This window comes from Arthrobacter sp. BE255 (genome assembly GCF_031457335.1).
In the GTDB taxonomy this organism is placed as follows: Bacteria; Actinomycetota; Actinomycetes; order Actinomycetales; family Micrococcaceae; genus Arthrobacter.
The window spans coordinates 159784-183073 of sequence record NZ_JAVDWK010000004.1 but is presented as its reverse complement, the minus strand read 5'-3'; the positions used below and the strand labels follow the sequence as shown (position 1 = coordinate 183073).

The window sequence follows — 23290 nt, the reverse complement described above, 5'->3', positions numbered from 1 at the left end:
CCAGCTTACGCCGGGACGGAGCCGCGCTCAGCACCCTTGACGATGGGGACGCGCACTGCGTTGCCCCACTCGGTCCAGGAGCCGTCGTAGTTGCGGACGGTGTCAAAGCCCAGCAGGTACTTGAGGGCGAACCAGGTGTGGCTGGAACGCTCGCCGATCCGGCAGTACGCAACCACGTCATCGCCTGCGGTCAGCCCTGCCTCGCCGAGGTACAGGGCCTCGAGCTCCCCGCGGCTGCGGTAGGTCCCGTCCGCCGCGGCAGCGCGTGCCCAGGGGATGGACGCCGCCGTCGGGATGTGGCCGCCGCGGAGTGCGCCTTCCTCCGGGTAGGCGGGCATGTGGGTGCGCTGTCCCGTGTATTCCTCGGGGGAACGGACGTCGATCAGCGGCTTGCCGAAGTGCGCCAGAACGTCCTCTTTGAAGGCGCGGATCGGAGAGTCATTGCGTTCCACTACGGGGTAGTCGCCCGCGGCCGGAGTTGTGGTGTCCGTCGTCAGCTCCCTGCCTTCGGCGATCCACTTGTCGCGGCCGCCGTCGAGCAGCCTGACGTCTTCGTGGCCGAACAGGGTGAAGACCCACAGGGCGTAGGCAGCCCACCAGTTGGACTTGTCGCCGTAGATGACCACGGTGCTGTCGCGGGAGATGCCCTTGGCTGCGGCCAGGGCGGCGAAAGCTTCGCCGTTCACGTAGTCACGGGTCACTTCGTCATTGAGGTCGGTGTGCCAGTCGATCTTGACTGATCCGGGGATATGGCCGGTCTCGTAGAGCAGGACGTCCTCATCGGACTCCACTACCACCAGCTTTCCATCGGCCACGGCGCCGCTTTCAAGGGCGGCGGCGAGCCATTCGGTGGAAACCAGGCGCTCGGGACGGGCGTAGGCGGCGAACTTCTCGTTCTCTTCAACTGGGTAGGACAAGGTGATGGCCTTTCATTGAAACGTACGGCGGACCTGCAGGAGGATGCTGGGAACCTGCTCCAACACTAGCCACGGCGGGCAGCGAAGTCCGCTGTTGCGTTAACAGAGGGAAATATGGCCTTCGTCACGCCCGGCCGCCGGCCCGTGCCCCGGCGGGGAAGCCGTGCCGCATTGCCGGTATTCTTTCTGGGGACAACCCACCAGCAGAACGGACCACCTTGGTACAGATCGAACAGCTTGCCGCCCGCACTCCGGCAGTTTCGGTGGATGAGCTCCTCAAGGGCTTTTATCCTTCACCGCGGTTTGGCCAGGTCTCCTTCGCCAGCTACCGCCCGGACCCCAAGCAGCCCAGCCAGGCCCACGCCGTCCGGGAACTGGAGGGCTTTGCGCACGGAGTAGGCGCCGGAAACGGCGGCGGGCTGTTCAAGAAGCTTTTTGCCAAGAAGGACACCTCCCGCGCCGGAATCTACCTGGACGGCGGATTCGGCGTGGGCAAGACCCACCTCCTGGCATCGCTGTGGCACGCCGCCCCGGGTCCCAAGGCATTCGGCACGTTTGTGGAGTACACCAACCTGGTGGGGGCCCTCTCCTTCCGCAAGACAGTGGAAGCGCTCAGCCACTACAAGCTGGTGTGCATCGACGAGTTCGAGCTGGATGATCCGGGCGACACTGTGCTGATGTCCCGGCTGATGCGTGAACTGGCCGACGCCGGCGTGAAGCTGGCTGCGACGTCCAACACCCTTCCGGGTTCGCTGGGTGACGGCCGGTTTGCCGCCGTCGATTTCCAGCGTGAAATCCAGGTCCTCGCGGACCAGTTTGAGGTCATCAGGATCGACGGCGAGGATTTCCGCCACCGCGGCCTGCCCACGCCGCCGTCCCCGCTGAAGAACAGCGAACTCGCGGCCCAGATGAAGGCCGAGTTTGACGGCAAGACCGTGGCGCAGGACGAATTCAGCACGCTGATCAACCACCTCGCCGGCGTGCACCCGAGCCGCTACCGGCAGCTGATCGACGGCATTGACGGCGTGGTGTGGCGCAACGTTGAAACCATCACCGAGCAGGCCGTTGCCCTGCGTTTTGTGGTGCTGGCGGACCGGCTGTACGACAAGGACGTGCCCATCCTGGCCAGCGGCGTCCCTTTCGACCAGCTGTTCACTGACGAGATGATGCACGGCGGCTACACCAAGAAGTACTACCGTGCCGTCTCGCGCCTGACCGCCCTGGCCCGGGAAGGCCAGAACCACGAGCCGTCCTAAGGGCAGGCTCCCCGCTGTAGGGCTGGGCTTCCCGGCCTAAACGGGGCACTTCGACACGGACACGCCGCCGGGCTGACCTGTTTCCCGGGCTTTGCCGCCCAAAGCAGCCCACGACGGCGGGACTCACCTCATTCAGGCGTTCCGCGGTCCTTGAGAATCCACCGCCAGCGCGGTCGACACCGAGGCCGCCAGGGTCCCGATCAGCGCCAGCCCCGCAGCTGCCTCCAGCAGGCCCGGGGGAGCGGCGCTGACCAGCGTCACCAGGGCCGCCGAGACCAGCGCGAACACAAGGTAGGCCGGGTCCGGCCGCGCTGAGGGCGGCAAGGTTCATGGCGTGGCCGCCGAAGGGTGTGCTGAGCGTCGTTCCGGCGCGTGTAGTCAGCGTTAAACGCCAAAGGCGCGGGTGCCGCCTCCCGGCGGGACCCGCGCCCCCTTGACGTGCTAGGGCAAAGCCCTGGCCAAATCCTTGTTACGGAGCCTTGTCGACCGGCGGAACCGGCGGGACAGGGGTGACCGGCGGGACCTGCTCAGCGGCAGGTGCAGCACCGGGCGTTCCGTTCTTGTCAACGAGCTTGGAAGCGCCATCCTGGATCTTGTCCACGTGACCTGCGTACTTGCCGCCGGTCTTTGTGTCGACAAAATCGCCGGCCTTGGTGATGCCGTCCTTGATGGCCTGCTCGTTGCCATGGATAAGACCTTTAGCCTTGCCCTTAAGATCGTCAATCAGTCCCACGAGCACCTCCCTTCAATCGCGGAGCCAGGTCGCTCCTCCGCAACCGATCCTAGCCCTGTCTCCTGGAGGTGCCAAGGTGCTGTGACAAAATCCGTCAAGTCCGGGCGGCCGTCGCGTCACTAATTTCGGGCAATAAAAAAGCAGCTCCGAGGGGAGCTGCTGCTTGTGGGCGATACTGGGATCGAACCAGTGACCTCTTCCGTGTCAGGGAAGCGCGCTACCGCTGCGCCAATCGCCCGGAACCGGAAGACCGGTTTATTGGGATGTGTTTCTTGTCATGAAGAGAGCGGACGACGAGATTCGAACTCGCGACATCCACCTTGGCAAGGTGGTGCTCTACCAGCTGAGCTACGTCCGCGTATGTAGTGCGCCGGCCGGGGCCAAGCGTACTGCATGAAGCAAGTTTCCTTGCTTGGTGGGCGATACTGGGATCGAACCAGTGACCTCTTCCGTGTCAGGGAAGCGCGCTACCGCTGCGCCAATCGCCCATTGCCATCCGGGGTTAACCGGAAACCATGGTTTTCACCGAGGTGGGTACGGGATTCGAACCCGTGTATACGGCTTTGCAGGCCGCTGCCTCGCCTCTCGGCCAACCCACCGTGTAAGCGCCGGTTCGTAAGAGCCATTGCCGTGACAGTGTCCTGCGAGCGGACGACGAGATTCGAACTCGCGACATCCACCTTGGCAAGGTGGTGCTCTACCAGCTGAGCTACGTCCGCATTTATTGGCTTGATTCCCTGCCGTTTGGGCATTTCCTCGCGTTCCAACGAGTAAGAACTCTATAGGAGGTTCAGGGAATCTCCAAATCGGGATGGCCCGGCACCGCCCGAATGGCCCTGGATCCCCGGAATCTAGGGAATTTTTCGAATTACAGGGCTGTAATTCAGATGATGCACCGGTTGAGTTTGCGCCCGATTTCGGATTCGGCCCAGGGTGGGCTAGCATTCAAATGCATCGGGGCGATTGGCGCAGTGGTAGCGCGCTTCGTTCACACCGAAGAGGTCACTGGTTCGAACCCAGTATCGCCCACCGATATCCGGTCCGTTTCCGCTCCTTGTGAGCGGAAACGGACCTTTTTTGTGCCCGGGTTTCTGCGCCGGCCATTCTGTCAGCCCCTTGTGAAAGAGTCTTTGTATGACTGATCCGCTTCTTGCCCACGCCACCGAGTACGGCCGCATGTACGCGCGCTCCACGTCCGAGCCGTTCACTGTCCCCTCCATCACCACGGTGATCGGACAGCAACCGCACGGACTGGACGGCTGGTTTGGCTACATGGGTGCCAGCAGCCTGGCGAAGGATCCGCTGCTGGCCGACTGCCTCGGCAGCCCGGCCAAGATCCGCCAGGCGGTCAACCGGGCTGCGAAGGCCGCCGAAACGTACCGCGATGAGGCCGCCAGGCGCGGGGACCGCGTCCATAACTACTGCGAGCAGGTGGCGCTCCGGGCGCTCGGCCGTCCGCATGCCATGAAGGAAACCCGGGAGGCGCTGGCCGCCAACGGGGAGGAAGCCTTCGCCGTGCGGTTCGACGAATGGTGGGAACTGTACCGGGTGGAGCCCATCGCCCCGGAAATCACGGTCTGGAACAAATCGGTGGGATATGCAGGCACCCTGGACCTGGTGGCGAAGATCAACGGCAGGATCTGCGTCATCGACTACAAAACCAAGGGCACCACACGGGACGGCACCGTCAAGCCCCTCGACGACAAAGTGGTCATGCAGCTGGTCGCCGGAATGAAGGCCGAGGAAAGCCTCGTGGACCCGGTGGCCGGGGAATGGGAAGCCTGGAAGTATGGCGAGAACCCTGTGCTTTTGGCCGTGGCCATCGGCGAAACAGAAGTGCGCCCGGTCCGTGCCAACCCGGACGTCCTGAAGCACCACTGGTGGAAATTCTGCGCGCTGCGCCGCGTCTGGGAGCTTTCCGCCGACACCATCAGCGCCGGCACGGCCCTCATCCCCGTACCGCCGCCCCTGCCGGCACGGACCGCCTAGCCTCCTGAGCACCGCCTAAACTGGATTGGTTCCCAATCCGCCAACCGGAAAGACAAGCACATGGCCATTCTGAATATCCGCATCATCGGCGACCCTGTGCTGCGCACAGTGGCCGATCCCGTGACGGAGTTCGGGCCTGAGCTGGCCAAGCTGGTGGCGGACATGACCGAGACCATGGAGGACGTCGAGGGCGCCGGGCTGGCCGCGCCGCAGATCGGCGTCAGCCAGCGCGTCTTTACCTTCCGCGTCGGCGGCGTGGACGGCCACATCATTAATCCGGTCCTGGAAAACAGCGACGACTACCAGCCGGACCACGTGGAAGGCTGCCTGTCCATCCCCGGGTTGGGGTTTCCCGTCCGGCGCTTCCGGGCCACCAAGGTCACCGGCGTTGACCTGCACGGCAATCCCGTCACCGTCGAGGGCGAAGGCATGCTGGCGCGCTGTTTCCAGCACGAGACCGACCACCTGGACGGCATCCTCTACACCGACCGGCTGGAGGGCGAGGACCGGAAAAAGGCCCTGCGGTCCATACGCAACGCCAACTATGACGCCATCACGGAGCAAACGACGGCGAAGCGGGCCAAAACAGTCGGATCCAGTTTCGGCGGGGCAAGTTTTGGGGCTGCCGGTTCCGGCGGGGCAAGCTTTGGTGCCGCGGCGCCCGGTGCTGCTGAATGAGGGTGCTTTTTGCCGGTACACCCGCGGTTGCGGTGCCCTCGCTGGACGCCCTGGTGCAGGCGGGCTTCGACGTCGTTGCCGTCCTGACCCGCCCGGACGCGCCGGTCGGACGCAAACGCGTGCTCACGCCGTCGCCCGTTGCCCAGCGGGCCGCCGAACTGGGCATTGACGTTATCCACGCCGCCAAGGTGGACGCGGATGTGACCGCAAGGATCGCCGCGGTCAGCCCGGACGTTGCGGCCATCGTTGCCTACGGCGGACTGATCCCCCCGGCAGCCCTGGACGTTCCGCGGCACGGCTGGATCAACCTGCACTTCTCCCTGCTGCCTGCCTGGCGCGGCGCCGCCCCCGTGCAGCGTGCAGTGATCGCCGGCGACGACGTCACGGGCGCGGTCACCTTCCAGCTGGAAGCCGGCCTGGATACCGGGCCCGTGTTCGGAACCCTGACCGAGAGCGTCGGCCCCGATGACACCGCCGGGCAGCTGCTCGAGCGGCTGTCCCACAGCGGTGCCGTGCTCCTGGCCCAGACCCTCTCCGCCGTCGATGCCGGCAAAGCTGCCGCGCAACCTCAGCGCGGAGACGTATCGCTCGCCCCCAAACTGACCCTTGACGACGGCCGGCTCGACTGGCACCAGCCGGCGCTGGCCATCGGGCGGCGCGCCCGCGGGGTCACCCCCGAGCCTGGCGCGTGGACAACCCTCGACGGACAGCGGGTCAAACTGGAACCCGTCCGGCTGCGGCCGGAGGCCACGGATGTCGCCCCCGGCGCGTTGGTGCTCAACGGCAAGAGCGTCCTGGTGGGCACCGGCTCCCATGCGGTGGAGCTGACGCGGATCCAGCCCGCCGGCAAGAAGATGATGGCCGCGGCCGATTGGGCCCGCGGCATGGCAACACTGGAAAGCGTGGTGTTCGAATGAGCATGTCCGGCGGAAACACAGGCGGCACCGGCCGCGGCGGCAATGCCGGCGGCGGGGGACAGCGTGGCAGCGGCTCACGGGGAGGCCGTGGCGGCGGCGGACAGCGGGACAACAGCCAGCGAAACGCCCAGGGCCGGGAACGCAACCGCCCCGCGCAGCGGAGCTTTACCGAAAACGCGCCGGCGCAGCGGACCCGCCGGGCCGATCCCGCCAGGCTGGTGGCCTTCGAAGTCCTGCGCGCCGTCGCTGCGGAGGACGCCTACGCCAACCTGGTGCTGCCGTCCCGGATCCGCCACCACGGGCTGGACAAACGCGACGCCGGCTTCGCCACGGAACTGAGCTACGGCGCCCTCCGCGGCCAGGGCACCTACGACGCCGTCCTGGCCCGCTGCGTCGACAGGCCGCTGGACCAGCTGGATCCGGCCATCCTCGATGCCCTGCGCATCGGCACGCACCAGCTGCTGGCCATGCGCGTACCGGCCCATGCAGCCCTGGACCAGACCGTCGGCCTGGCCCGTGCCGTGATCGGCGCCGGACCGTCCGCGCTGATCAACGCTGTGCTCCGGAAGGTCACGGCGCACACGCTCGAGGAATGGCTGGACCTGCTGGTCGCCGGCGAAACCGACGAGACCAAGGTCGCCTCCATCAAGTACGCGCACCCGGAATGGATTGTCCGCGCCATGCGCCAGTCGCTTGTGGCCCACGGTCGGTCCGCCGCCGAAATCAACGATCTCCTCGAAGCCGACAACGCGGCCCCGGTGGTGAACCTGGTGGCCCTGCCGGGACTGGGGAGCCTCGACGAAGCCCTCGAAAGCGGGGCCACCCCGGGCGAACTGGTGGAAGGGTCGGCCCTCTCCAGCGGCGGCGACCTTGGCCGGCTGGCGTCCGTGCGGGAAGGAACCACACGGGTCCAGGACGTCGGCTCGCAGCTGGTGGCCCGGGCGCTGGCAGCCGTAGACCTGGAGCAGGCCGCCGGCCCCGAAACCTGGCTGGACCTGTGCGCCGGACCCGGCGGCAAGGCCGCCCTGCTCGGTGCCCTGGCCAACGCCCGGGGTGCCACGCTCCTCGCGAACGAACCGGCCCCGCACCGGGCGAAGCTCGTCAGCCAGGCCTTGTCGGCCGTCCCCAGGGACGCCTGGCGTGTCCGCACCGGCGACGGCCGGGAAGTCGGCGCCGAGCAGCCCGAATCATTTGACCGTGTCCTGGTGGATGTCCCTTGCAGCGGACTCGGCGCGCTCCGCCGTCGTCCGGAGTCCCGCTGGCGCCGCACGCCCAAGGACCTTGCGGACTTAGGGCCGCTGCAGCGGGACCTGCTCAAGTCAGCCCTCGCCGCCGTCCGCCCCGGCGGCGTGGTGGCGTACGTCACGTGCTCGCCGCACCCCGCCGAAACCACCGCCGTCGTCACCGATGCCCTGCGCAAGCGCGATGACCTGGAGCTCCTGGATGCCGGCGCGGTCCTGGACAGCGTCAGCCTCACCGGCAACCTGGGCGCCGGGCACGGGCTGACCGCCCAGCTCTGGCCCCACGTCCACAGCACGGACGCCATGTTCCTCGCCCTGATCCGTAAAAAGGCCTGACCGTGAAAGGTTCACCCGTGACGCAATGCTGCATCAATCCGAGCATCCTCTCCGCCGACTTCGTTAACCTCGAAGCCGAACTGCACCGCATCAGCAATGCCGACGCCGTCCACGTGGACGTGATGGACAACCACTTCGTCCCGAACCTCACCATCGGCCTGCCGGTGGTCCAGCGGATCCAGGCCGTCAGCCCGGTGCCCCTGGACGCCCACCTGATGATCGCTGACGCCGACCGCTGGGCACCCGGGTTCGCTGACGCGGGCCTCGCGTCCGTCACGTTCCACGCCGAGGCATCGATTGCCCCCATCAAGCTGGCACGCGAACTGCGGGCCCGGGGCTCCAAGGCGGGCATGGCGCTGCGGCCAGGTACACCCGTGGAGCCCTACCTGGACATGCTGGCCGAGCTGGACATGCTGCTCATCATGACCGTGGAACCCGGCTTCGGCGGCCAGGCGTTCCTGGACCTCACGCTCCCCAAGATCCGCCGGGCGAGGGCAGCGATCGACGGTTCCGGGATCGGCGTGGCCATCCAGGTGGACGGCGGCATCACCGAGGAAACCATTACCCGGGCAGCCGAAGCAGGAGCCAACGTCTTCGTCGCCGGCTCCGCTGTGTACGGTGCGGAGGACCCTGCGGCGGCCATCGAACGGCTGCGCAAAGCAGGCAGCCAAACGTTACGCGCGGGGTCGTCGGAATAGTCTGGCCACCTTCATGGTTGTGGCAGAATAGCAACACACAATACGTGCTCCGGGGTCGGTGTAAGTCCGAACCGGCGGTGACAGTCCGCGACCCGCGAGCCGGCGCTTTCCCCCTCCAGGGAAGGAACCGGCGGACGGTTGAACCGGTGAAATTCCGGTACCGACAGTTAAAGTCTGGATGAGAGAAGCACGTACAGCTGTATCTGCGGCATCATTTGATGCCGCAGCCTTCTGCTGTCGTATACCCCCGGAGCCATCGCGGTTCTAGAGGGAAGGAACGACAACACACATGAACCCCTTGCGATGGCTCTTCGACGCCCTGACTCCTCACGGCGTGGAATCCGGCCAAGCCTGCCCGGTGGTCGCACCATGACCCCGTCCACAGCGCAGCGCGCCCAAGCGCCCAACGACGAAATAGTGACTGCCTTCAGCCCGGCGGAAACATCCGCCATGGATGCAGCACTTGAAGCAGCCCTGCGCGGGCCCCGCGGCGCGAACCCCCTGGTGGGTGCCGTCGTCGTGGATTCCGAAGGCAGGCACCTGGTGACGGGCTACCACCGCGGCGCCGGGACCGCACACGCCGAGGCCGACGCGATAGCCCAGGCGGCTGCGGCCGGACTGGACCTGCACGGCGCCACCATGCTGGTCACGCTCGAACCGTGCAACCACGTCGGCCGGACCGGGCCGTGCGCCCAGGCCATCATCGAAGCCGGAATCACGGATGTCATCTACGCCGTGGATGATCCCCACGACCCCGCTGCAGGCGGCGCGGCCACTCTCCGCGAAGCCGGCGTCAGGGTCCGCAGCGGCCTCGCCGCGGGGGAGGCCCTTGAGCTGAACCGCCAGTGGTTCCAGGGCGTTGCCGCGAAACGGCCGTTCGTGACGCTCCACATCGCCCAGACCCTCGACAGCCGCATCGCCGCCGAGGACGGGACCAGCCAGTGGATCTCCAGCCCGGAATCGCTCGCCGACAACCACGGGCTCCGCGGCAGGATCGACGCCATCCTGGTGGGCACCCAGACCGTCCTCATCGACAACCCGCGGCTCACGGCCCGCGACGCGTCCGGTGCCGTGTCCGGCAGGCAGCCCCTCCGGGCCGTGATGGGCCTGCGGGACATCCCGGCGGACGCTGCCGTCCGCGGCGAAGACGGCCGGGTGCTCCACCTGCCCACCCGTGAACCGCGCGATGCACTCTCGCAGCTGTACGCGGCGGGAATCCGCCACGTCATGGTGGAGGGCGGCTCGCGGATCCTCAGCGCCTTCCTGGCAGCCGGCCTCGTGGACGAGCTGATCGTGTACCTCGCCCCCACGCTGCTGGGATCCGGGACGCCGGCGCTGGACGGGCTTGGAATCACCACGCTGCCGGACGCGCAGCAGTGGGACTGGGACCAGTCCGACGGCGGCGCCGTCAGGACCCTCGGCCGGGACCTCAGGCTCCACCTCCGGCCCCAGCACACTCAAACTTTGGAACCACAACCGCATTCTGAACCACTCGCGCGCCTGGGCGGCGCCGAACCAGCCTTGGGAGGCCACTGATGTTTACCGGAATTATTGCCGAACAGGGACAGGTCCTGTCCGTGGAACGGGACGGCGACACCAGCGCCACCGTCAGGCTCCACGCCCCCGCCAGCACCGAGGGCCTCGCCCTGGGCGGCTCCATCGCCGTGAACGGCGTGTGCCTGACCGCCACCCAGATTGACGGCAGGGACTTCAGCGTCGACGTGATGGGCGAAACCCTGGTCCGCAGCACCATCGGCGAACTCGCCGCCGGCGACTCCGTCAACCTTGAGCGGTGCGTCCCGGCCGGCGGCCGCCTCGACGGCCACGTTGTCCAGGGCCATGTCGACGGCGTCGGGCAGCTCGTGGAGCGCGAGGCACTGGGGAACTGGGAGCGGCTGCGCTTCGCCGTTCCGGGAAACCTCGCCCGGTACATCGCCGAAAAGGGCTCCATCGCCATTGACGGCGTCTCGCTCACCGTCACCGCCGTCAGCCCGGCCCCGGAACCGGAGCCCTGGTTCGAAGTGGGGCTGATCCCCACCACGCTTGCCGAAACCGGACTTGGTGCCAAGACCACCGGCAGCAGGGTCAACCTTGAGGTGGACGTCCTCGCCAAGTACACCGAACGGCTGCTGGCCTTCAGCACCGGCGCAGCCACAGGAGGAACCCGATGAACGGCACCGCACACCTTGAGCCGGCAACGGACGCCGCCCTCGGACTTGACCCGGTGGAGGACGCCATCCGCGCCATGGCCGCCGGCCGGCCCGTCCTGGTGGTGGACAACGAAGACCGCGAAAACGAAGGCGACATCATCTTCGCGGCCCAGCACGCCACCCCGGCGCTGATGGGCTGGACCATCCGCTACAGCTCCGGCGTCATCTGCGTCCCGCTGTCCGGCGAACGCGCCGATGACCTGGCGCTGCCGCCGATGGTCGCGGTGAACCAGGACTCCAAGGGCACCGCCTACACGGTGTCCTGCGACGCCGCCGTGGGCGTCAGCACCGGCATCTCGGCAACGGACCGGGCCCTCACGGCCCGCATCCTGGCCGACCCCGCCGCGGGTCCGGCATCGGTGACCCGGCCCGGGCATATTTTCCCGCTCCGGGCGGTTAACGGTGGAGTGCGTGAACGCCCCGGCCATACTGAAGCGGCCGTGGACCTGTGCCGGCTGGCCGGCCTGGAGCCGGTGGGCGTGATCGCGGAAGTTGTGTACGACGACGGTGAAATGATGCGGTTGGACGGGCTCCGTGCCTTCGCTGCCGAACATGGGTGCCCCCTGATCTCGATCGAGGACCTGGTGGCCTACCTTGAGGCAGCCGGCACGCCGGCCCACAGCGGTACCCGGGCAGGACGCCCGGGCGGAGAAGAGGAGAAACGATGACGGCTTCCGGGGTTACGGGCAACGCCCACCACAGCAGCCAGCAGGGGACCACCGGCAACGGAAAGGTCCACCATCCGGTCAGCGGCGGGCCCATCGTGCAGCTGCCGACGGCGTTCGGCGACTTCATCGCCCAGGCCTGGACCGATCTCGTCACCGGCGCCGAGCACCTTGCGGTGAGTTCCCCCAACCCGCCCAGGGACGGCAAGGCTCCCTTGGTCCGGCTCCATTCAGAGTGCCTCACCGGCGACATCTTTGGGTCCTACCGCTGCGACTGCGGTGAACAGCTGGCCTACGCCCTGGAAATGATTCACGCGTACGGCGGCACCCTGCTGTACCTGCGTGGACAGGAAGGCCGGGGGATCGGGCTGGCCAACAAGATCAAGGCTTACGCCCTCCAGGAGGCCGGCTTCGACACCGTGGAAGCCAATGAGCAGTTGGGCCTGCCTGTGGACGCGCGTTCCTACAACGCAGCCGCCCAGGTCCTGGCGGAGATGGGCCTCCACGAAGTCAGGCTCCTGAGCAACAACCCGGACAAAAAGCACAGGCTCGCCAAAGCAGGGGTGAAGGTGGTGGAGATGGTCCCCACCGAGGTGCCCTCACGCGACCAGAACATCCGCTACCTGCAGACCAAAAAGGACCGCATGGAGCACCGGCTGACGCTGGACACCCATGTGGTGGCGGTGCCCGGCTCCGCGCCCGAAACTTTCCAGCACGAACAAGACTGAAGAACGGAACCTACATACATATGAGTGGCCACGGCGCACCCGATATCGACCTCACTACCCTCAACCCGGCGGAAACGTCGCAGCTCCGGCTGGCCATAGTGGCCGCGAGCTGGCACACCCAGATCATGGACGGACTGCTGGATGGCGCGCTCCGCGCCGCCAAGGACGCCGGCATCAGCGAACCCACGGTCCTGCGCGTCCCCGGAGCCTTCGAGCTGCCGGTCGCCGCCGCACGGCTGGCACCGCACTTTGACGCCGTGGTGGCCCTCGGCGTGGTGATCCGCGGCGGCACGCCGCACTTCGAATACGTCTGCGAGGCCGCGACGTCGGGCCTCACCGACGTCAGTGTCGCCACCGGGGTGCCGGTGGGCTTCGGCGTCCTGACCTGCGACACCGAGCAGCAGGGCCTTGACCGCGCCGGGCTGCCCGGATCCAGCGAGGACAAGGGCCACGAGGCCGTCACCGCGGCGCTGGCCACCGCCGTCGTGCTTAAGCAGTACACGTAGCATGCTGACGGGCGCGGTGTGTCTTCACTCACATCGCGCCCGTCATGCAACGGCCCGACAGGCGCCCTCCGGCCCGCAGCAAGTAGGCTGTAGGGCGTGAAGAATTTCGAGACGCTGTTCGCTGAACTGAGTGAGAAGGCAGCCACCCGCCCGGCAGGCTCCCGCACCGTCGCTGAATTGGAGTCCGGAGTCCACGGCATCGGCAAGAAAGTCGTGGAGGAAGCAGCCGAAGTATGGATGGCCGCTGAGTACGAATCCGATGAAGCCGCGGCCGAGGAAATCTCCCAGCTGCTGTACCACCTGCAGGTTCTGATGCTCGCCAAAGGCCTGACCCTGGAAGACGTCTACAAGCATCTGTAGCCACTGCGGCAGCGGCTGGCATCACCAGTCCTGTCCCCGCGTGGCCCGTTTGCCTGATCAACAGACCTCCCAACCTAGAAAGACCCCCCCATGCTGCGAGTAGCCGTCCCCAATAAAGGCTCCCTGTCCGAAGCCGCCTCCGCCATGCTGTCCGAAGCCGGCTACCGCCAGCGCCGCGACACCCGCGAACTGGTCATGGTGGACCCGGACAACGACATTGAATTCTTCTTCCTCCGCCCCCGCGACATCGCCGTCTACGTCGGGCAGGGAACGCTCGACGTCGGCATCACCGGCCGCGACCTCCTGCTGGACGCAGAGGTTGAGGCTGAGGAACTGATGCCCCTGGGGTTCGCCGCCTCGACTTTCCGCTTCGCCGGCCCGGTGGGAGACTTCGCCGGCGTCGAACAGCTCGAGGGCAAGCGCCTGGCTACCAGCTACGACGGGCTGCTCCGCGGCTACCTCGCCGGGCTCGGCATCAAAGCCAAGGTGGTCCGCCTTGACGGCGCCGTTGAGTCCTCCGTGCGCCTCGGCGTCGCGGACGCCATTGCCGACGTCGTCGAAACCGGCAACACGCTCAAGGCCGCCGGGATGGAGATCTTCGGGGAGCCGATCCTCAAGTCCGAGGCCGTGCTGATCAAGCGCACTGAGGAAGGCGGCGCCGCGAACGGCACCGCCAAGGAAATTGAAGTCCTCATCCGGCGTCTGCAAGGCGTCCTGGTGGCCCGGCAGTACGTCCTGATGGACTACGACATCCGCAAGGAACTGGTGGAGCAGGCCGCGGCGCTGACCCCCGGCCTGGAATCACCCACGGTCTCGCCGCTGCGCGATTCGGAGTGGGTGGCTGTCCGCTCCATGGTGCCCAAGAAGGAAACCAACCGGATCATGGACGAGCTCTACGACCTTGGCGCCCGCGCCATCCTCGTGAGCAGCATCCACGCCTGCCGCATCTGAGCCTCCCGCCGGCTTCGCGCGGCACAGCAGAATCAAACAAGGAATTCCAGGAGTACCCATGGCTGTAGCTGTACGAGTCATCCCGTGCCTCGACGTCGACGCCGGACGCGTCGTCAAGGGCGTCAACTTTGAAGGACTCCGCGACGCCGGGGACCCGGTGGAGCTGGCACACCGCTACGACAACGCCGGCGCCGACGAACTGACCTTCCTGGATGTCACAGCGTCCTCCGGCAACCGCGAAACCACCTTCGACGTGGTCCGCCGGACCGCCGAGGAAGTCTTCATCCCGCTGACCGTAGGCGGCGGCGTCCGCGGTGTCGCGGAGGTGGACAAGCTCCTGCGCTTCGGCGCCGACAAGGCCTCCATCAACACGGCCGCGGTGGCCCGCCCGGACGTCATCGACGAAATTACGCGCCACTTCGGATCGCAGGTGCTGGTCCTTTCGGTGGATGCCCGCCGCACCCGCCCCGGATCCCAGCCCACGGCGTCGGGCTTTGAAGTCACCACGCACGGCGGGCGGACGGGCACAGGCATCGACGCCATCGCCTGGGCGAAGGAGGCCGCGGACCGCGGGGTCGGCGAAATCCTGCTGAACTCCATCGACGCCGACGGCACCAAGGACGGTTTCGACCTGGAGCTGATCCGCCTGGTCCGGGCAGCGGTGCGGGTTCCGATCATCGCCTCGGGCGGAGCGGGGGAGCCGGCGCACTTCGCCCCTGCTGTCGCTGCCGGAGCGGACGCCGTGCTGGCTGCCTCGATTTTCCACTGGGGCCCGGACGACATGATGTCCCAGGTCAAGCAGGCCATCCGCGACGCAGGCTTCGAAGTCCGCTGACCCCCACCCGCAAAAGCAACGCGAGGTCACTTCCGGCCCGATAAACCACGGTTATTGGGCCGGAAGTGACCTCGCGTTGCTTTGTTAGAGGCCCACTTCGGCGGACTGGAGGAGCGCGACGGCGTCTGGCTGGCCTTCGAAGGTGACCAGGGCGTGGCGTGTGCGGCCGTGGGCGTGCATGAGGAGTTCGCCGGGCTCGCCGACGATCGCCACCGATACGGGGGCGCGCTTGGCCACGTGCCGCGGGCCGGAGGGCCGGACCAGCACAATGCCCAGGTCCACGCCCCGGTACAGGATGGCGGCGCGCTTGATCAGCTCGTCCCAGAGTGCCTCAGAGTAGGCTTCGTCGAGTTGCCGGGGAGCCCAGCGGTCCACGGCACGGCGGATGTCCTCCGTGTGGACGAAGTACTCGATGAGGTTGGAGCTTTCGTCCAGGGCCTTGATGTTCATGGGGGACAGCGCCGGCGGACCTGCCCGGAAGGTGTTCACCAGGCGGGTGTAGTCATCGCCGGTCTTCAGCTTCGCGGCCAGCTTGGCGGTGGCTTTGTCCGAAGCTTTGGACAGGCTCTTGATGATGAGGCCCAGTCCCACGGCGGCCTTGCGTTCGCGCAGGTAAAGGTGCGCGGCAAGGTCCCTGGTGCGCCAGCCTCTGCAAAGGGTAGGGGCATCAGGGCCGGCCGCCAGCAGGGTTTCGGCCAGGACTTCTCGGGACGGATCGACGAAATGCATCACTTGTGAAACTAGCACGACACCGGGGGAGTTGGGCAGCAGAACCGCCAGCCCGAACGTGCCGTTGTTCACACACCGGCCGGGGCCCTGCAGAGGCACTAGACTTGGTCTGATGTCTGAGCAGCCCGCCCCCGCCCCAGCCCCCGGATCGCCCCTGCCCGCACCTGCTGCGGCCGCCCCGGCAGCTACCCCCGACGCCAGCCCGCTTCCCGCTGATCTCGCCGCTGCGCTCAAGCGGGACAGCGCCGGGCTGGTGGCCGCCGTCGTCCAGCAGTTCGACACCAACGAAGTGCTGATGCTCGGCTGGATGGACGACGAAGCGCTGCACCGCACCATGACCAGCGGCCGCGTCACGTTCTATTCCCGCTCCCGCCAGGAGTATTGGCGCAAGGGCGACACGTCCGGGCACGTCCAGTGGGTCAAGTCCGTTGCCATGGACTGCGACGGCGACGCGCTCCTGGTGCGCGTGGACCAGGTCGGCGCCGCGTGCCACACGGGGACCCGCACCTGCTTCGACGGCAGGGGCCTTGACGTCCAGGCCGGCACCGCCGTCTGAGCGCATTTCCCGGGTGACTTTCCCAGGCGGGACCGGCCCGCACCCAAATATACTTTCGGCAGCATACAACTGACGCCCTCCACCCGGCGTCGAAGAAGAACAGGCGGAGAAGCATAGCCATGCAGGACCTTGGAATCATCAGCCCGGGCCTCGAGGAGTTCCGCGAACTCGCAGGCAGCAGCCGTGTCATTCCCGTCCGCCTCAAGGTGCTGGCGGACGCGGAGACCCCCATCGGCCTCTACCGGAAACTGGCCCAGGGCCAGCCCGGCACGTTCCTGATGGAGTCCGCGGCGGTAGGCGGGACCTGGTCCCGCTACTCGTTCATCGGCGCCAAGTCGCGCGCCACGCTCACCACCAAGGACGGCAATGCCCACTGGCTGGGCCAGCCGCCCGTGGGTGTGCCCGTGGACGGCAATCCCGTGGACGCCATCCGGGACACCATCGAGGCCCTCCGCACGGACAGGTTCGACGGGCTGCCGCCGTTCACGTCCGGCCTGGTGGGATTCCTGGGCTGGGAAACCGTCCGGCACTGGGAACGGCTGACCAGCCCGCCCGAAGACGACCTGCACCTGCCCGAGATGGCCCTGAACCTGGTCACCGACATGGCGGTGCACGACAACGTGGACGGCACGGTCCTGCTGATTGCCAACGCCGTCAACTTCGACGGCAGCTCGGACCGCGTGGATGAGGCCTGGCACGACGCCGTGGCCCGGGTCAAAGCCCTGCTGACACAGATCAGCACTCCCGTGGCCCAGCCGGTTTCCGTCCTTGAGCCCGCCGCGCTGGACTTCGCCTCCAGCGTCCAGGAACGCTGGGACGAAACCGACTACCTCGCCGCCCTGGACCGCGGCAAGGAAGCCATCATCGACGGCGAAGTCTTCCAGGTGGTGATCTCGCGCCGCTTCGAGATGGAATGCGGCGCCTCGCCCCTGGACGTGTACCGGGTGCTGCGCAACACGAACCCCAGCCCCTACATGTACATTTTCAGCCTCGAGGACGCGGACGGCCGGGAGTACTCGATCGTCGGGTCCTCGCCGGAGGCGCTGGTGACTGTGACCGGCGAGGAAGTCATCACGCACCCGATCGCCGGCTCGCGGCCCCGTGGCAAGACGGTCGAGGGGGACAAGGCCCTGGCCGAGGAACTCCTGGCCGACCAGAAGGAACGGGCCGAGCACCTGATGCTGGTGGACCTTTCCCGCAACGACCTGTCCAAGGTCTGTGTCGCGGGGACGGTGGACGTCACGCAGTTCATGGAAGTGGAGCGGTTCAGCCACATCATGCACTTGGTCTCCACCGTGGTGGGCAAGCTGTCACCACAGGCCAAGGCGTACGACGTCCTGAAAGCCACATTCCCGGCAGGCACCCTGTCCGGCGCGCCAAAACCCCGGGCCCTGCGGCTCCTCGACGAACTGGAGCCCCACCGCCGTGGCATTTACGGCGGCGTGGTGGGCTACCTGGACTTCGCCGGCGACATGGACATGGCCATCGCCATCCGCTCGGCACTGCTCCGCGAAGGCCGCGCCTACGTCCAGGCCGGCGGCGGCATCGTGGCGGACTCCGTCAACCCCACCGAAGCCCTGGAAACCGTGAACAAGGCTGCCGCCCCGCTGCGGGCCGTCCACACGGCCGGTTCCCTGCACAACATCTCGGCAGAGACCATCCCCGACGCCGGAGCCACGGGCACCGGATCCGCCGACGCGGGCAGCACCACGCAGGCGGGCGCCTGATGCCGGTTCCGGACGTCACTGCCGGGAATACGTCCAAAGCCGCGGGCACGCCGGCGTGGGCCCGCAAGTCCACCTTGGTGCTGCTGGTCGCTGTGCTGGCACTGGCCGTGTTTGGCACCACCACGCAGACCTGGATCTCGGTCACCCTTGACCCTGACCAGGTGGGCCAGGCCGGCAGTGCCCAGACCGCCCTGCAGGTGCAGGGGAGCAAGGCGGCCACCACGGTGACGGCGCTGGCCCTTGTCGCCCTCGCCGGAGGCCTGGCCGCGGCCATCGCCGGGCGGATCGCGCGCTGGATCATCACGGCCATCATCGTGCTGGCCTCCGCCGGCATCGTGGCGGCGGCAGCCACCGTGCTGGCTGACCCGCTGTCCGCCGCCCAGGGCTCCATCGCCGCCGCCACCGGAGTTACCGGAAGCAGCGCAGACGTCAGCGTGACCGCCTTCCCGGCGATCGCCGTCGTCGTCGGTGCCCTGCTCGCCCTGGGTGCCCTGCTGATCATTCCGGCGGGCCGTTACTGGAAGTCCCGGACAAAGTACGACGCGCGGACCACAGGCGCCGCCGCGGCCGCCGGACCAGTTGACGAGATCGACAGCTGGGACAGGCTCTCGCGCGGGGACGACCCCACCTGAGCGCACCAGGGGCGCCGGGCCGGTCACATGCCCCCGTGCGGGCAGCCGATAACCGGGTCCCGGCCAAAAAATGGCAGAATGTAAGCAGTATTGATCCTGAGGAGATTCACATGAGCAAAGCACCCGCGTCCGCGTCCAAGTCCGCCACGGAATCCGCTGTCCACCACGGCGTTGACCACAGCCAGGAACTCGGCCACGGCAACAGCCCGGCAGCCTGGACCTGCGTGATCGTGATGCTGGTCGGCGCGCTGGTCTGCTCCATCGCCTTCGTCATCGCCAACACCCCGATCTTCATCGCCGGTGCAGCGGTCATGGTCCTCGGCCTGATCCTGGGCTTCGTCATGCGCAAGGCAGGCTACGGCGTCGAAGGCAGCAAGCTGAAGAACTCCGGCCACTGATGGCGACTGTTCTCGATGACATCAATGCTGGTGTCAGGGAGGATATGGAGGCCAGGAAGCGCCTCGTTTCGCTTGCGGAACTGAAGGAGCTGGCAGCTGCGGCTGCCCCGGCCCGTGACGCCTGGGCCGCCCTTGACGGCCCGTCAGCCCGGCGGGACCAGCTGAAGGTCATTGCCGAAATCAAACGGCGCAGCCCCTCCAAGGGCGACCTCGCGACCATCGTGGATCCGGCCTCGCTCGCTGAGCAGTACGCCGACGGCGGGGCCGCGGTCATCAGCGTCCTCACCGAACAGCGGCGCTTCAACGGCTCCCTCGCGGACCTGGATGCCGTCCGTGCCCGCGTGGACGTGCCGTTGCTGCGCAAGGACTTCACGCTCGACGAGTACCAGATCTGGGAGGCCCGCGCCCACGGTGCGGACCTGATCCTGCTCATCGTCGCATCGCTGTCGGACGGCGAGCTCCGGGACTTCAGCGCACTCAGCCGCGAACTTGGCATGAACGTGCTGGTGGAGACGCACACGGAAGAGGAAATCGAACGCGCGGTGGCGGCTGAGGCGCGCATCATCGGCGTGAACGTGCGCAACCTCAAGACGCTCGACGTCGACCGTTCCGTTTTCGCGTCCCTCGCCGGGATGATTCCCGCCGGAGCGCTGGTCATCGCAGAGTCCGGGGTGCGCGGCGTCGACGACGTCACGCACTACGCTGCCAGCGGCGCAAACGCCATCCTGGTGGGCGAAGCCCTGGTCAGCGACTCGACGCCGCGGGACCGGATCGCCGAATTTACCGCGGCAGGCGCCGCGGCCATCGCCGCACGCGCCTAGCCGCGCCGGCACCATCCCGCCGCCGGTTGCCCAGGCCACCGCGGAAGGGATGCCGCATGTACTCATTAGTGAAAAAGTGAACAGGATGGTGAGACTGATGGCCGAAGCGCCGACAGCCGGCTCTGACGAAGGCTCGGTGGATGCATTCCTGCAGGGCGGCTCCCTCAAGCACGCCCCGGGACCCTACTTTGGCTCCTACGGGGGACGGTGGATGCCCGAGTCACTGATCGCGGCCCTGGACGAGCTTGAGGACACGTTCGAAAAGGCCAAGGCCGATCCCGATTTCATCGCGCAGATCGCCGAGCTGAACAAGAACTACTCGGGCCGGCCCTCCCTGCTGACGGAGGCCAAGCGCTTTGCCGAACACGCCGGGGGAGTGCGGATCTTCCTCAAACGCGAAGACCTGAACCACACCGGCTCGCACAAGATCAACAACGTCCTGGGCCAGGCCCTGCTGGCCAAGCGCATGGGCAAGACCCGCGTCATCGCCGAGACTGGCGCTGGCCAGCACGGCGTCGCCAGCGCCACGGCCGCCGCGCTGCTGGGCCTGGAATGCGTCGTCTACATGGGCGCTGAAGACTGCCGCCGCCAGGCGCTGAACGTGGCCCGGATGGAACTCCTCGGCGCCACCGTGATCCCGGTGACCAACGGTTCGCAGACCCTCAAGGACGCCATCAACGAGGCCCTCCGCGACTGGGTGGCCAACGTCGGCAACACCCACTACCTGCTGGGCACGGCCGCAGGAGCGCACCCGTTCCCGGCCATGGTCCGCTACTTCCACGAGGTCATCGGCGAGGAAGCCCGCGCCCAGATCATCGAGCAGGCCGGCCGTCTTCCCGACGCCGTCTGCGCCTGCATCGGCGGCGGCTCCAACGCGATCGGCATCTTCCACGGCTTCCTGGATGACCCTTCCGTGAAGATCTACGGCTTCGAGGCAGGCGGCGACGGCGTCGAAACCGGCCGGCACGCAGCCACCATCACGCTGGGCAAGCCCGGCGTGCTGCACGGCGCGCGGTCCTACCTCATGCAGGACGACGACGGCCAGACCATCGAGTCGCACTCCATTTCCGCAGGCCTGGACTACCCGGGCGTCGGCCCGGAGCACTCCTACCTCGCCGACATCGGACGCGTCAGCTACGAGCCGATCACGGACAGCGAAGCCATGGACGCGTTCCGGCTCCTGTGCCGCACCGAGGGCATCATTCCCGCCATCGAGTCCTCGCACGCCCTCGCCGGTGCCATCAAGGTGGGCCAGCGGCTGGCAGCAGAGGCCGGCGCTGCAGGGGCAGCAGAGAAGATCGTGATTGTGAACCTGTCCGGCCGCGGTGACAAGGACGTTGCCACCGCAGCGGAGTGGTTCGACCTGCTGGACAAGGATTCCGCAGAGGCCGCCATCGGCAAGGAAGGGGAGCAGCTGTGACCGGCGTTCAGAACATCAGCAGCACCAGCAAATCGGCAATCGCCATCGATAAGGCCCGCGCAGAAGGACGGTCGGCCCTGATCGGCTACCTGCCTGCCGGGTACCCGACCGTTGAGGACACCATCGCCGCGGGCATCGCCCTGGCGCGCAACGGCGCGGACCTGATCGAGATCGGCATCCCGTACTCGGACCCGGTCATGGACGGCCCTGTCATCCAGGCCGCCACCACCGAGGCGCTGGCCAACGGCTTCGCGGTCCGCCAGGTCTTCGACGTGGTTGCCGGCATCACCAGCCAGACCGACGCCGCCGTGCTGGTCATGACCTACTGGAACCCGGTGGTCCGGATGGGCGTGGACGAGTTCTCGCGCCGCCTCGCCGAAGCCGGCGGAGCCGGCCTGATTACTCCCGACCTCATCCCTGATGAGGCCGCGGAATGGATGGAAGCATCGGACAAGTACGGCCTGGACCGGGTCTTCCTGGTGGCGCCGTCGTCGTCCACGGAGCGCATGAAGCGCACGGTGGAGGCCAGCCGCGGCTTTGTATACGCGGTTTCGATCATGGGTGTCACTGGTGCACGCTCCTCCGTCAGCTCGGCTGCCGAAGGCGTCGTGGCTGCGGCCAAGGCGGCCGGCGCCGAACGCGTCTGCGTTGGCCTCGGGGTTTCGAACGCTGGGCAGGTGGCGGAGATTGCCGCCTACGCCGACGGCGTGATCGTGGGCACCGCCCTCGTGTCCGCCATCAGGGACGGCGGCGTGGACGCCGTTGCGAAGCTGACCAAAGACCTCAGCACCGGACTGACCAGGAAGTAGCCCCCATGCAGACCCTCCTCCACGCCGCGGCCATGGTGCCGGCGAGCATCCCGAGTCCGGACTGGTCCGGCTTCGACATCCCGCTGCCGTGGGGTTCGCTGCGCATCCATGCCTACGCCCTGTGCATCCTTGCGGGCATCATCGTGGGCCTGTGGCTCACGTCCGTCCGCTGGGCACGGCGTGGTGCGCCGGAGGGAAGCGTCTGGGACATCGTCATCTGGGCCATCCCGTTCGGCATCATCGGCGGGCGGCTCTACCATGTGGTGTCCTCCCCGGATGCGTACTTCGGGCCCGGCTTTGACGGCACCGGGGACCTGTGGCTGATCCCGCAGATCCAGCGGGGCGGGCTGGGCATCTGGGGTGCCGTGGTGCTGGGCGTCGTCGGCGCCTGGATCGGCTGCCGCCGGTCGGGCGTGAAGCTGACCGCGTTCCTGGACGCCGCCGCTCCGGGGCTGCTGCTGGCCCAGGCCGTGGGACGTTGGGGGAACTACTTCAACCAGGAGCTCTTCGGCGGACCCACCACCCTGCCGTGGGGCCTGCAGGTGGACGCGGACAACGCCAACTTCCCTGCCGGGTTGCCGGCGGACACGCTGTTCCACCCGACGTTCCTGTACGAGTCGCTGTGGAACATCGCCGGCGTGCTGATCCTCCTGGCCCTGGACCGGAGATTCCACTTCCGCCGCGGCCGCCTTTTCTGGGCCTACGCCATGTACTACACCCTGGGCCGGGTCTGGATCGAAGCCATGCGCATTGATGACGCGGAGCAGATCAACCTCTTCGGCATCACCGCACGGCTGAACGTCTGGACCAGCATCCTGGTGTTCGTGGTGGCGCTGGTTGTCTTTGTTCTCCTGGGAATGAAGGGCAAGCCGGAGCCGGACAGTGTCTATCTGGACGGCCGGGAACCCGCCGTCGAGGGGCCCGAAGACGGGGCCGAACCGGTCCGTGATACGGACTCTGTTGTCTCAGATAGTGAATCGCGTGATAATCTCCCTGATAACCAAAGCGGTTCCAGGCGCCCTTCCACCCCAACGGAAGAGGAGCCGGAAACTTCGGCTGGCGGGCAGACCCTCACGGAATCGCCGGCAGCCGAAAGCTCCGGCGGCAAAGCCGCGGGGACCGCGCCGGAGGCTGGCAGTACCAAGTAGCCAGCCATTAAGCAGGGTCGCAGAGCCACC

The 23290-nt window shown here is 67.4% G+C and carries 26 protein-coding genes, 6 tRNA genes and 1 riboswitch; of the genes, 23 read left to right on the top strand and 9 right to left on the bottom strand.

Annotated elements, in window-relative coordinates; all coding sequences use genetic code 11:
* Positions 1 to 5 precede the first annotated feature (5 nt).
* Positions 6 to 917, bottom strand: coding sequence for a sulfurtransferase (locus tag J2X42_RS09610; RefSeq protein WP_310164560.1), 912 nt, complete (start codon positions 915 to 917; stop codon positions 6 to 8).
* Between the two features lie 218 nt (positions 918 to 1135).
* Here J2X42_RS09610 and zapE point away from each other — a divergent pair, with 218 nt between their 5' ends.
* On the top strand, positions 1136 to 2173 hold the full coding sequence (gene zapE / locus J2X42_RS09605; RefSeq protein ID WP_310164559.1) for a cell division protein ZapE: 1038 nt from the start codon (positions 1136 to 1138) through the stop codon (positions 2171 to 2173).
* 132 nt (positions 2174 to 2305) lie between these two features.
* Here the strand turns inward: zapE and J2X42_RS09600 are convergent, their stop codons facing one another.
* The 7 genes from J2X42_RS09600 to J2X42_RS09570 form a co-directional block, all read right to left on the bottom strand.
* Entirely contained in the window at positions 2306 to 2497 is a 192-nt protein-coding gene (locus J2X42_RS09600) for a hypothetical protein (protein WP_310164557.1), read from the bottom strand.
* A gap of 145 nt (positions 2498 to 2642) precedes the next feature.
* Positions 2643 to 2906, bottom strand: coding sequence for an antitoxin (locus J2X42_RS09595; RefSeq protein WP_131134298.1), 264 nt, complete (start codon positions 2904 to 2906; stop codon positions 2643 to 2645).
* 166 nt (positions 2907 to 3072) lie between these two features.
* Positions 3073 to 3144, bottom strand: a tRNA-Val gene (locus tag J2X42_RS09590).
* A gap of 47 nt (positions 3145 to 3191) precedes the next feature.
* Positions 3192 to 3264 (bottom strand) — tRNA-Gly (locus J2X42_RS09585).
* 55 nt (positions 3265 to 3319) lie between these two features.
* Positions 3320 to 3394, bottom strand: a tRNA-Val gene (locus J2X42_RS09580).
* A gap of 40 nt (positions 3395 to 3434) precedes the next feature.
* A tRNA-Cys gene (locus J2X42_RS09575) sits at positions 3435 to 3505 on the bottom strand.
* 47 nt (positions 3506 to 3552) lie between these two features.
* Positions 3553 to 3625, bottom strand: a tRNA-Gly gene (locus J2X42_RS09570).
* 238 nt (positions 3626 to 3863) lie between these two features.
* Between J2X42_RS09570 and J2X42_RS09565 the strand changes: the two genes are divergently transcribed.
* From J2X42_RS09565 to hisF, 14 genes are all read left to right on the top strand, one after another.
* Positions 3864 to 3935 (top strand) — tRNA-Val (locus J2X42_RS09565).
* A 105-nt stretch (positions 3936 to 4040) separates the two neighbouring features.
* A complete protein-coding gene (locus tag J2X42_RS09560; protein ID WP_310164554.1) occupies positions 4041 to 4895 on the top strand; it encodes a cytochrome in 855 nt (284 codons plus the stop codon).
* 60 nt (positions 4896 to 4955) lie between these two features.
* Complete coding sequence (gene def / locus J2X42_RS09555; RefSeq protein ID WP_310164552.1) at positions 4956 to 5573, top strand: peptide deformylase; 618 nt, start codon at positions 4956 to 4958, stop codon at positions 5571 to 5573.
* Positions 5570 to 6490: a methionyl-tRNA formyltransferase gene (fmt, locus tag J2X42_RS09550; protein ID WP_310164550.1), complete on the top strand. Its 921-nt coding sequence runs from the start codon at positions 5570 to 5572 to the stop codon at positions 6488 to 6490. Before def ends, fmt begins: the two co-directional genes overlap by 4 nt.
* Positions 6491 to 6492: 2 nt before the next feature.
* On the top strand, positions 6493 to 8067 hold the full coding sequence (locus tag J2X42_RS09545) for an RsmB/NOP family class I SAM-dependent RNA methyltransferase (protein WP_396134059.1): 1575 nt from the start codon (positions 6493 to 6495) through the stop codon (positions 8065 to 8067).
* Between the two features lie 17 nt (positions 8068 to 8084).
* Positions 8085 to 8765 carry a ribulose-phosphate 3-epimerase gene (gene rpe, locus J2X42_RS09540; RefSeq protein ID WP_310164809.1) on the top strand — a complete coding sequence of 227 codons (681 nt, stop codon included), beginning with the start codon at positions 8085 to 8087 and terminating at the stop codon, positions 8763 to 8765.
* A 40-nt stretch (positions 8766 to 8805) separates the two neighbouring features.
* Positions 8806 to 8960: riboswitch (FMN riboswitch) on the top strand.
* Between the two features lie 174 nt (positions 8961 to 9134).
* Complete coding sequence (gene ribD / locus J2X42_RS09535) at positions 9135 to 10301, top strand: bifunctional diaminohydroxyphosphoribosylaminopyrimidine deaminase/5-amino-6-(5-phosphoribosylamino)uracil reductase RibD (RefSeq protein ID WP_310164546.1); 1167 nt, start codon at positions 9135 to 9137, stop codon at positions 10299 to 10301.
* The gene (locus J2X42_RS09530) at positions 10301 to 10936 is read left to right on the top strand and encodes a riboflavin synthase (RefSeq protein ID WP_310164545.1); all 636 of its coding nucleotides are present in this window, start codon (positions 10301 to 10303) and stop codon (positions 10934 to 10936) included. The genes ribD and J2X42_RS09530 overlap by 1 nt, the downstream gene beginning before the upstream one ends.
* The gene (gene ribB, locus J2X42_RS09525) at positions 10933 to 11643 is read left to right on the top strand and encodes a 3,4-dihydroxy-2-butanone-4-phosphate synthase (protein ID WP_310164543.1); all 711 of its coding nucleotides are present in this window, start codon (positions 10933 to 10935) and stop codon (positions 11641 to 11643) included. The genes J2X42_RS09530 and ribB overlap by 4 nt, the downstream gene beginning before the upstream one ends.
* Positions 11640 to 12368, top strand: coding sequence for a GTP cyclohydrolase II (gene ribA / locus J2X42_RS09520; RefSeq protein ID WP_310164540.1), 729 nt, complete (start codon positions 11640 to 11642; stop codon positions 12366 to 12368). Before ribB ends, ribA begins: the two co-directional genes overlap by 4 nt.
* Before the next feature lie 20 nt (positions 12369 to 12388).
* Entirely contained in the window at positions 12389 to 12874 is a 486-nt protein-coding gene (gene ribH / locus J2X42_RS09515) for a 6,7-dimethyl-8-ribityllumazine synthase (protein WP_310164538.1), read from the top strand.
* Positions 12875 to 12970: 96 nt separating this feature from the next.
* Positions 12971 to 13234, top strand: a complete 264-nt coding sequence (locus tag J2X42_RS09510; protein ID WP_028270786.1) for a phosphoribosyl-ATP diphosphatase — start codon at positions 12971 to 12973, stop codon at positions 13232 to 13234.
* 90 nt (positions 13235 to 13324) lie between these two features.
* The gene (hisG, locus tag J2X42_RS09505; protein WP_310164536.1) at positions 13325 to 14185 is read left to right on the top strand and encodes an ATP phosphoribosyltransferase; all 861 of its coding nucleotides are present in this window, start codon (positions 13325 to 13327) and stop codon (positions 14183 to 14185) included.
* Between the two features lie 58 nt (positions 14186 to 14243).
* On the top strand, positions 14244 to 15020 hold the full coding sequence (gene hisF / locus J2X42_RS09500) for an imidazole glycerol phosphate synthase subunit HisF (RefSeq protein WP_131134310.1): 777 nt from the start codon (positions 14244 to 14246) through the stop codon (positions 15018 to 15020).
* Positions 15021 to 15104: 84 nt separating this feature from the next.
* Here the strand turns inward: hisF and J2X42_RS09495 are convergent, their stop codons facing one another.
* The gene (locus J2X42_RS09495) at positions 15105 to 15749 is read right to left on the bottom strand and encodes a TIGR03085 family metal-binding protein (protein WP_131134311.1); all 645 of its coding nucleotides are present in this window, start codon (positions 15747 to 15749) and stop codon (positions 15105 to 15107) included.
* 112 nt (positions 15750 to 15861) lie between these two features.
* Here J2X42_RS09495 and hisI point away from each other — a divergent pair, with 112 nt between their 5' ends.
* The 8 genes from hisI (at position 15862) to lgt (ending at position 23260) form a co-directional block, all read left to right on the top strand.
* Complete coding sequence (gene hisI / locus J2X42_RS09490; protein WP_310164535.1) at positions 15862 to 16305, top strand: phosphoribosyl-AMP cyclohydrolase; 444 nt, start codon at positions 15862 to 15864, stop codon at positions 16303 to 16305.
* 119 nt (positions 16306 to 16424) lie between these two features.
* The gene (locus J2X42_RS09485) at positions 16425 to 18032 is read left to right on the top strand and encodes an anthranilate synthase component I (RefSeq protein WP_310164534.1); all 1608 of its coding nucleotides are present in this window, start codon (positions 16425 to 16427) and stop codon (positions 18030 to 18032) included.
* The gene (locus tag J2X42_RS09480) at positions 18032 to 18664 is read left to right on the top strand and encodes a Trp biosynthesis-associated membrane protein (protein WP_310164533.1); all 633 of its coding nucleotides are present in this window, start codon (positions 18032 to 18034) and stop codon (positions 18662 to 18664) included. The genes J2X42_RS09485 and J2X42_RS09480 overlap by 1 nt, the downstream gene beginning before the upstream one ends.
* Before the next feature lie 110 nt (positions 18665 to 18774).
* Positions 18775 to 19062 carry an HGxxPAAW family protein gene (locus tag J2X42_RS09475; protein WP_066285586.1) on the top strand — a complete coding sequence of 96 codons (288 nt, stop codon included), beginning with the start codon at positions 18775 to 18777 and terminating at the stop codon, positions 19060 to 19062.
* The gene (trpC, locus tag J2X42_RS09470) at positions 19062 to 19883 is read left to right on the top strand and encodes an indole-3-glycerol phosphate synthase TrpC (RefSeq protein WP_310164530.1); all 822 of its coding nucleotides are present in this window, start codon (positions 19062 to 19064) and stop codon (positions 19881 to 19883) included. The genes J2X42_RS09475 and trpC overlap by 1 nt, the downstream gene beginning before the upstream one ends.
* Positions 19884 to 19980: 97 nt before the next feature.
* The gene (gene trpB, locus J2X42_RS09465) at positions 19981 to 21303 is read left to right on the top strand and encodes a tryptophan synthase subunit beta (RefSeq protein ID WP_310164527.1); all 1323 of its coding nucleotides are present in this window, start codon (positions 19981 to 19983) and stop codon (positions 21301 to 21303) included.
* Positions 21300 to 22112, top strand: a complete 813-nt coding sequence (gene trpA, locus J2X42_RS09460; protein ID WP_310164526.1) for a tryptophan synthase subunit alpha — start codon at positions 21300 to 21302, stop codon at positions 22110 to 22112. The genes trpB and trpA overlap by 4 nt, the downstream gene beginning before the upstream one ends.
* Positions 22113 to 22117: 5 nt before the next feature.
* Positions 22118 to 23260, top strand: coding sequence for a prolipoprotein diacylglyceryl transferase (gene lgt, locus J2X42_RS09455; RefSeq protein WP_310164524.1), 1143 nt, complete (start codon positions 22118 to 22120; stop codon positions 23258 to 23260).
* Positions 23261 to 23290 lie beyond the last annotated feature (30 nt).

What these genes read in the sequence shown, in the direction of transcription:
- J2X42_RS09560 (WP_310164554.1), top strand. Translation starts at nt 4,041, where the DNA reads ATGACTGATCCGCTTCTTGCCCACGCCACCGAGTACGGCCGCATGTAC.
- def (WP_310164552.1), top strand. Translation starts at nt 4,956, where the DNA reads ATGGCCATTCTGAATATCCGCATCATCGGCGACCCTGTGCTGCGCACA.
- fmt (WP_310164550.1), top strand. Translation starts at nt 5,570, where the DNA reads ATGAGGGTGCTTTTTGCCGGTACACCCGCGGTTGCGGTGCCCTCGCTG.
- J2X42_RS09545 (WP_396134059.1), top strand. Translation starts at nt 6,493, where the DNA reads ATGTCCGGCGGAAACACAGGCGGCACCGGCCGCGGCGGCAATGCCGGC.
- ribD (WP_310164546.1), top strand. Translation starts at nt 9,135, where the DNA reads ATGACCCCGTCCACAGCGCAGCGCGCCCAAGCGCCCAACGACGAAATA.
- J2X42_RS09530 (WP_310164545.1), top strand. Translation starts at nt 10,301, where the DNA reads ATGTTTACCGGAATTATTGCCGAACAGGGACAGGTCCTGTCCGTGGAA.
- ribB (WP_310164543.1), top strand. Translation starts at nt 10,933, where the DNA reads ATGAACGGCACCGCACACCTTGAGCCGGCAACGGACGCCGCCCTCGGA.
- ribA (WP_310164540.1), top strand. Translation starts at nt 11,640, where the DNA reads ATGACGGCTTCCGGGGTTACGGGCAACGCCCACCACAGCAGCCAGCAG.
- ribH (WP_310164538.1), top strand. Translation starts at nt 12,389, where the DNA reads ATGAGTGGCCACGGCGCACCCGATATCGACCTCACTACCCTCAACCCG.
- hisG (WP_310164536.1), top strand. Translation starts at nt 13,325, where the DNA reads ATGCTGCGAGTAGCCGTCCCCAATAAAGGCTCCCTGTCCGAAGCCGCC.
- hisF (WP_131134310.1), top strand. Translation starts at nt 14,244, where the DNA reads ATGGCTGTAGCTGTACGAGTCATCCCGTGCCTCGACGTCGACGCCGGA.
- J2X42_RS09495 (WP_131134311.1), bottom strand. Translation starts at nt 15,749, where the DNA reads ATGCATTTCGTCGATCCGTCCCGAGAAGTCCTGGCCGAAACCCTGCTG.
- hisI (WP_310164535.1), top strand. Translation starts at nt 15,862, where the DNA reads ATGTCTGAGCAGCCCGCCCCCGCCCCAGCCCCCGGATCGCCCCTGCCC.
- J2X42_RS09485 (WP_310164534.1), top strand. Translation starts at nt 16,425, where the DNA reads ATGCAGGACCTTGGAATCATCAGCCCGGGCCTCGAGGAGTTCCGCGAA.
- J2X42_RS09480 (WP_310164533.1), top strand. Translation starts at nt 18,032, where the DNA reads ATGCCGGTTCCGGACGTCACTGCCGGGAATACGTCCAAAGCCGCGGGC.
- J2X42_RS09475 (WP_066285586.1), top strand. Translation starts at nt 18,775, where the DNA reads ATGAGCAAAGCACCCGCGTCCGCGTCCAAGTCCGCCACGGAATCCGCT.
- trpC (WP_310164530.1), top strand. Translation starts at nt 19,062, where the DNA reads ATGGCGACTGTTCTCGATGACATCAATGCTGGTGTCAGGGAGGATATG.
- trpB (WP_310164527.1), top strand. Translation starts at nt 19,981, where the DNA reads ATGGCCGAAGCGCCGACAGCCGGCTCTGACGAAGGCTCGGTGGATGCA.
- lgt (WP_310164524.1), top strand. Translation starts at nt 22,118, where the DNA reads ATGCAGACCCTCCTCCACGCCGCGGCCATGGTGCCGGCGAGCATCCCG.